Raw genomic sequence first — 6,024 nt, forward strand, 5'->3', positions numbered from 1 at the left:
AATCAGCGCCGCGCCACCGAATAAAACAGCAGCGCCCAGCCGGCGATGAACAGCAGGCCGCCGATCGGCGTGATCGCGCCGAGCAGCCGTAGATTGCTCAGCGCCAGCGCGTACAGGCTGCCGCAAAAAACCAGCACACCGATGACGAAGCAGGCGCCAGCGGCATTCAGCGCCTGGTCCGGCGCGCGGTCCGGCGCGCCGCGCAGCAACAGGCCGACCAGACCCAGCGCTAGCGCGTGATAGAACTGGTATTCGTTCGCGGTCTTCCACACTGCGAGCAGGTCCGGCGACAGCTGCGCCTTCAAGGCATGCGCACCGAAGGCGCCGAGCAGCACGGCCAGCATGCCGTAGATCGAGGAGAACGACAACCAGAGCTTGCTCATTGCGCTGTTGGGCTCGGAGCCCTGCGAGATCCGTTCAGTGAATCCAGCACATTGAAGCCGATGCCGGCTGTCTGCAGGCGATGGATCAGCGGCTGACCCAGCACATGTGCCGGCGTCTGCACGCCGGGGCGCCGGGGCAGGCGATCGAACGCCAGGCAGAGCGCGGATTCGGCGAGCATCTTCGCGCTTTCGCCGTAGCCCGGATCGCCGCCGCTGACTTCGGTATACACGGTCTTGCCGCCGCCGGTGCCGATGAAGCGCACCGAGAACCAGCCCTCGTCACGCTCGGCCTGCGTCGGGCCAACGCCCTTGCCCGACAGCGCGACGATGCGTTTACGCACGACACCGACCTGCGACGCCAGCGCCAGCGCGCCGAGGCCGCCGCCGATCGCGGCCATCATCGGCAGGTTCTTCATCTGCAGATAATGGCCATAACGGAATTCGCTGCCGTAACGCTCGTCGCAGGCGGCCGACCGCAGCACCACCTGCGCATCGATCGTCGGCATCGGCACCACCCAGCTGTGCAGCTGGCGGTCGTAGCGCAGACGTCCGTGAGTGGTGCCGATGCGCCGGTCGACAGGCCGCCCTTCGACGCGGCGACGTTCCTTGCGCGTGCTCTGCATCTGGCGCCAGCGCGACATCGCGGTGACCGCCGTGCTCAGGGTTCCGCCGGACATCTTGCCGCCGGCGCGGACAAAGCCTTCGAGCCGGACCGGCACTCCTTCGGGGAGTTGCCGCACCGTGAAGAACGCGCCTAGATCATGCGGTACCGAATCGAAGCCGCAGCAGTTGACGATATGCGCGCCGCTGGCGCGGGCCTGGTCGTGATAGCGCAGCCACATCTGGTCGACAAACTCGGGCTCGCCGCTAAGGTCAACATAATCGGTGCCGGCTTCGGCACAGGCTGCCACCAGAGGCTCGCCGAGGTGAATGTAGGGGCCAACCGCACTGATCACTACGCGCGCCGACCGAGCGAGCCGCTGCATCGCTTCCGGGTCGCGACTGTTGGCCTCAATCAGCGGTATGTGATCGAGCCTGGGATCGAGCCGTGACAGGCTGTCGCGCAGCTTCTCGAGTTTGCGCCGATCGCGCCCGGCCAGGGCCCAGCTGAAAGGTTTGCCGCCGCGTTGCGCCAGATATTGGGCGACGAGCTTGCCGGTATATCCGCTGGCTCCGAACAACACGATGTCGAACTCGGGCTTGGTCCTTGTCACTCAACGGCCTCCTGGCAGTGATTCCCTTGGAGACCGATGATACCCGCGCTTCGATTACAGCCGAAAGCGTATGGCGCCCTCCAACAGCGCTTTTAAGCTGCTTTCTTCAAAATGCCGTCCTTTATCGGCAACGCCAGGATGCGCTTCACCTCGTCGCCGACGTTGCCGCGGCTGGCATCGACGCTGATCTCCGCGGCCTGCGGCGCCTCGAAAGGATCGTCCACACCGGTGAAGCTTTTGATTTCGCCACGACGGGCGCGTGCATACAGTCCCTTGGTATCGCGCTGCTCGCAGACCGCCAGCGGGGTCGACACGAAGACTTCATAAAAGCGGCCATAAGCGGAAATGCGTTCGCGCGCTTCGGCTCGCGAACTGCGATAAGGCGCGATCGCCGCGCACACGCAGATGCCGCCGTGCCTGGTCACTTCAGCTGCGACATAGCCGATGCGGCGGATGTTGAGCTCGCGATCGTTCTTGGAAAACGTCAGCCCCGAAGACAGCATCTCGCGAACGATGTCGCCGTCGAGCAGGGTCACCGGGCGCTTGTGCAGTTCTTCGATCTGGCGCACGAGTTCGCTGGCGATCGTCGATTTGCCGGCTCCGGAAAGCCCGGTCAGAAACAGGGTGAAACCCGTGCCGGTGGGCAGGGTCGGAGCTTTCGTCGCCATCCTTTTTCAGCCTTTTGTGCCCACGGTCGGGGCGTGCTTCTGCAATGGGGAGAGGCTCTTAAGGCCTTTTCGCAATTATCGGGTTGCCGGTCGCCGCTGTCACTGAGTAGCTTGCGCATCGGGTCAGCGACGGCTGCTGCCGCGCTCGCCGTTCTCGATCTGGGTGACGCGCCCGTTCTCCAGCCTGAGCACGCGCATGAACAGATTCGGGCCGAAGTCATAGACCCATTCCTCGCGAAAAACCTGGAGTACAGGGCGGTCGGCTTGCACCGGATATCCATTGCGATACGTCGGCCGGTACGGCAGGAAAAAAGTCTGGGCGACGGTGCGTGTCAGCGGCGCGCCACAGGCCATCAACAGCCGGTACTTGGACATGCCCTCGATCAGATGCTCGGGCGAACAGCGGCGTTCACGCTCGTCCGGCTCGGCGAAGCCATAGCCGTCGCTATCGATGTCGACGACGCGCGCATTGCGCAGCCGGACCACGCGCAGTAATTGCTGCGGGCCGAAGTTGTAGGTCCACTCCTCCTGCTCGGCGACCGCGCCGGGCGCGAGCGTCTGTTCGGACCATACATCGCGATAAGCCGGCGCGCCGCAGGTCGACAGCAGCTCGGCGGCGCGCGCCTCGACCGCGACCAGGCGCGATCCGCAGCGCATCGTGTCGCCCGCATGCGCCGGCACCGACAGCGCCAGCAAGGCGATCGGCAACACCCTCTGCAACACCCTCTGCAATAGGCGGCGGACGCCGCGCCATGGGCGGAACGCGGGCGCCGAAAGCGATGTCGGTATCATCCACGCATCATCACTCAGCGGCGCCCCGCGCGTCGCCTTGGATACGCAATCATGAAGATCAAGCTGGGCCTGGTCCTGGCGCTGGCATCGATGGGTCTGGTTCCGCTGATCGCGGCCGCCAAACCGGTCGCGGCGGAGCACATCGAAGTCGAACTGGTCAGCGAGAACACGAGCCTGGTCGCAGGCACGCAGACGGTCGCGCTGCGGATCAAGCCGGACGCCGGCTGGCACGTGTACTGGCGCAACCCCGGCGACTCCGGCCTGCCGACCAAGCTCGCCTGGCAGAACCTGCCGGCCGCGGGGGGCGCCGGCGAACTGCAATGGCCGTATCCGGAAGAACACAGCCTGGGCGATCTGACCAACTACGGTTACGGCAGTGAAACCCTGCTGCCGATCGAGTTGACGCTGCCCAACGACGCCCCCGCTGGCCCTCTGGCCGCGAAGGCCTCGTGGCTGGTCTGCGCCGACATCTGCATTCCGGGCAAGGCCGATCTGACGCTGGATACGCCCTACGCCGCCGGCGCCGCGCAGCCCGATCCGGCATGGGCGCAGGCCTTTGCGGCCACGCGCGCGAAGCTGCCGGTACCGGCCGCATTCGGCGCCCGCTTCCAGTTCGACACCACCGAATTCCGGCTGGCCGCGGGGCCGCTGCCGGGCAGCTCGAAAACGCTCGCGTTTTTTCCGTATGCCGGTGACGTGCTCGCGCACGCCGGCAGCCGCAAGCTCGCCTTCGACGGCCGCGAAGCACGGCTGGCGCGCCCGGTTTCCGCTTACTTCGTGCAGGCGCCGGACGCGGTCGAAGGCGTACTGGTGCTCGGGGATGGCCAGCATGCGAAGGCGTACGAGATCAAGGCGACACCCGGCACGGTCGCGCCGGTTTCCGGCGATGCGAAAGCCGCCGGCAGTAACACCGACCCGGCAGCGGCGGCCGGCGCACCCGGCTTCTGGCTGGTGCTCGCGCTGGCCTTCGGCGGGGGCCTGATTCTGAACCTGATGCCCTGCGTGTTCCCGGTGCTGTCGCTGAAAACGCTGTCGGTGATGAAAATGCAGGGCGCTTCGATCGATCAAGCGGCCGGCGAGCATCGCCGGCATGCGCTCGCTTACACCGCCGGCGTGGTGCTTAGCTTCGTCGGCGCCGCCGCGCTGCTGATCGGTCTGCGTGCCGGCGGCGCTGCGCTCGGCTGGGGCTTTCAGCTGCAGTCGCCGCTGTTCGTCGGCCTGCTGGTCTACGTGATGATCGCGCTCGGCCTGTCGCTGTCGGGCGTGGTGGCTTTCGGCACGCGCTGGATGGGCGCGGGTCAGAACCTCGCGGCAAAGCCAGGGCTTGCGGGCTCGTTCTTCACCGGCGTGCTCGCGGTTGTCGTCGCCAGCCCCTGCACCGCGCCGTTCATGGGCACCGCGCTCGGCTATGCGCTGACCCAGCCGGCGCTCGTGTCGCTGACCGTGTTCCTGGCGCTGGCGCTGGGCCTGGCGTTCCCGTTTTTGCTGCTCGGCTTCGTACCGCGGCTTGCGGCCTGGCTGCCGCGGCCGGGCGCGTGGATGGAAACGCTGAAGCAGGTGCTCGCTTTCCCGCTGTATCTGACCGCGGTGTGGCTGCTGTGGGTGCTCGGCGGGCTGACCGATCGTAACGGCATGGGCCTGGCGATGGTCGGCACTGTTGCGCTGGCTTTCGGATTGTGGCTGCTGGGGCGCTCGCGTCATCTGCTGATCCAGCTGCTCGCCTGGGCATCGCTGATCGGCGCGGTGGCCTTGCTGTTCCATCCGCTGCTGCGCACGCCGACGGACTCGGCGCCGCGCGTTGCCGCGATCGGCACCGAAGCGTATTCCGATGCGCGTCTCGCCGAGCTGATCGCACAGAAGCGCAGCGTGTTCGTCGACTTCACCGCCGACTGGTGCCTGACCTGCAAGGTCAATGAGAGAGTTGCACTGCATTCGCAAAAAGTCGTCGATGCCTTCGCCGAGCACCAGGTCGTTTCGATGGTCGCCGACTGGACGCGCGCCGACCCGGCGATCACGGCGGCACTGGCGCGTTACCGGCGCAGCGGCGTGCCGCTGTATCTGGTGTCGGTCGACGGCGCGGAGCCACAGGTCCTGCCGCAGGTACTTACTCCGGACCTGGTTGTCGAAGCAGTCGGCGGCCGTTAAGCCTGCGGCAGTCAGCATCAGGCGAGTTTGTGGCCATGGAGGGCCTGTCATGCGACCGATCCAAATCCTGGGAGCCAGCGCGGCGATGGTCGCGGCGCTGCTGGTGAATCAGGCCTACGCGGCGGCCCAAGTCGGCGCATTGGCACCGGACTTCCAGGTCGCGGGTGCCGACGGCCAGACGCATTCGCTGTCCGACTATCGCGGCCGGTTCGTGGTGCTGGAATGGACTAATGCGGAGTGCCCGTTCGTGCGCAAGCATTACTCCAGCGGCAACATGCAGAGCCTGCAGCAAGAGGCAGCGCGCGACGGCACGGTGTGGCTGACGATCATCTCATCGGCGCCCGGCCAGCAAGGCTATGTCGATGCGGCCGAAGCACTGCGGCTGACCGAAAAACGAAAAGCCTTGCCCACGGCGGTGCTGCTCGACGAGCAGGGTACGGCCGGCCATCTATACGACGCCAAGACCACGCCGCAGATGTTCGTCATCGATCCCAAGGGCACGCTGATTTATGCCGGCGCGATCGACAGCACACCGGGCACCGATCCTACCGATATCGCAACGTCGAAGAACTACGTGAAGTTGGCGCTCAGCGAAGCCCGCGCCGGCAAGCCAGTGACCGAAGCGGTGACCAAGCCCTATGGCTGCAGCGTGAAGTATTGAGGCGCGCGCGGCCTCTGCCCGGGACGCGAGCGCAAAATAAGTATCCCCCGGCAAAGCCGGGGGTTTTAGGTTGTGAGCCGCTCAAAGCGGCTATGCGGGGTCGCTAACGCGGCCCCGCTTGGGTCGGGCCACCACAAGGTGGCCCATCAGCGTAACAAGCT

6 protein-coding genes are annotated in these 6,024 nt (G+C 66.2%); 2 read left to right on the plus strand and 4 right to left on the minus strand.

The window, feature by feature from the left end:
* Positions 1-2: 2 nt before the first annotated feature.
* The 4 genes from JWQ90_RS17055 to JWQ90_RS17070 form a co-directional block, all read right to left on the minus strand.
* Positions 3-383, minus strand: coding sequence for a DUF423 domain-containing protein (locus JWQ90_RS17055; RefSeq protein WP_299696196.1), 381 nt, complete (start codon positions 381-383; stop codon positions 3-5).
* Entirely contained in the window at positions 380-1,597 is a 1,218-nt protein-coding gene (locus JWQ90_RS17060) for a saccharopine dehydrogenase NADP-binding domain-containing protein (RefSeq protein WP_299696197.1), read from the minus strand. The genes JWQ90_RS17055 and JWQ90_RS17060 overlap by 4 nt, the downstream gene beginning before the upstream one ends.
* A 92-nt stretch (positions 1,598-1,689) precedes the next feature.
* Positions 1,690-2,265: an adenylyl-sulfate kinase gene (cysC, locus tag JWQ90_RS17065; RefSeq protein ID WP_299696198.1), complete on the minus strand. Its 576-nt coding sequence runs from the start codon at positions 2,263-2,265 to the stop codon at positions 1,690-1,692.
* 123 nt (positions 2,266-2,388) lie between these two features.
* Positions 2,389-2,973 (minus strand): DUF2845 domain-containing protein, encoded by a 585-nt coding sequence (locus tag JWQ90_RS17070; RefSeq protein WP_299696199.1) that lies wholly within the window; start codon positions 2,971-2,973, stop codon positions 2,389-2,391.
* A gap of 135 nt (positions 2,974-3,108) precedes the next feature.
* Between JWQ90_RS17070 and JWQ90_RS17075 the strand changes: the two genes are divergently transcribed.
* Both JWQ90_RS17075 and JWQ90_RS17080 read left to right on the plus strand, forming a co-directional pair.
* Entirely contained in the window at positions 3,109-5,202 is a 2,094-nt protein-coding gene (locus tag JWQ90_RS17075) for a protein-disulfide reductase DsbD domain-containing protein (protein ID WP_299696200.1), read from the plus strand.
* 49 nt (positions 5,203-5,251) lie between these two features.
* Positions 5,252-5,863 (plus strand): thioredoxin family protein, encoded by a 612-nt coding sequence (locus JWQ90_RS17080; protein ID WP_299696201.1) that lies wholly within the window; start codon positions 5,252-5,254, stop codon positions 5,861-5,863.
* The last annotated feature ends 161 nt before the right edge of the window (positions 5,864-6,024 follow it).

Source organism: Hydrocarboniphaga sp. (genome assembly GCF_028291725.1).
Lineage (GTDB): Bacteria > Pseudomonadota > Gammaproteobacteria > Nevskiales > Nevskiaceae > Hydrocarboniphaga.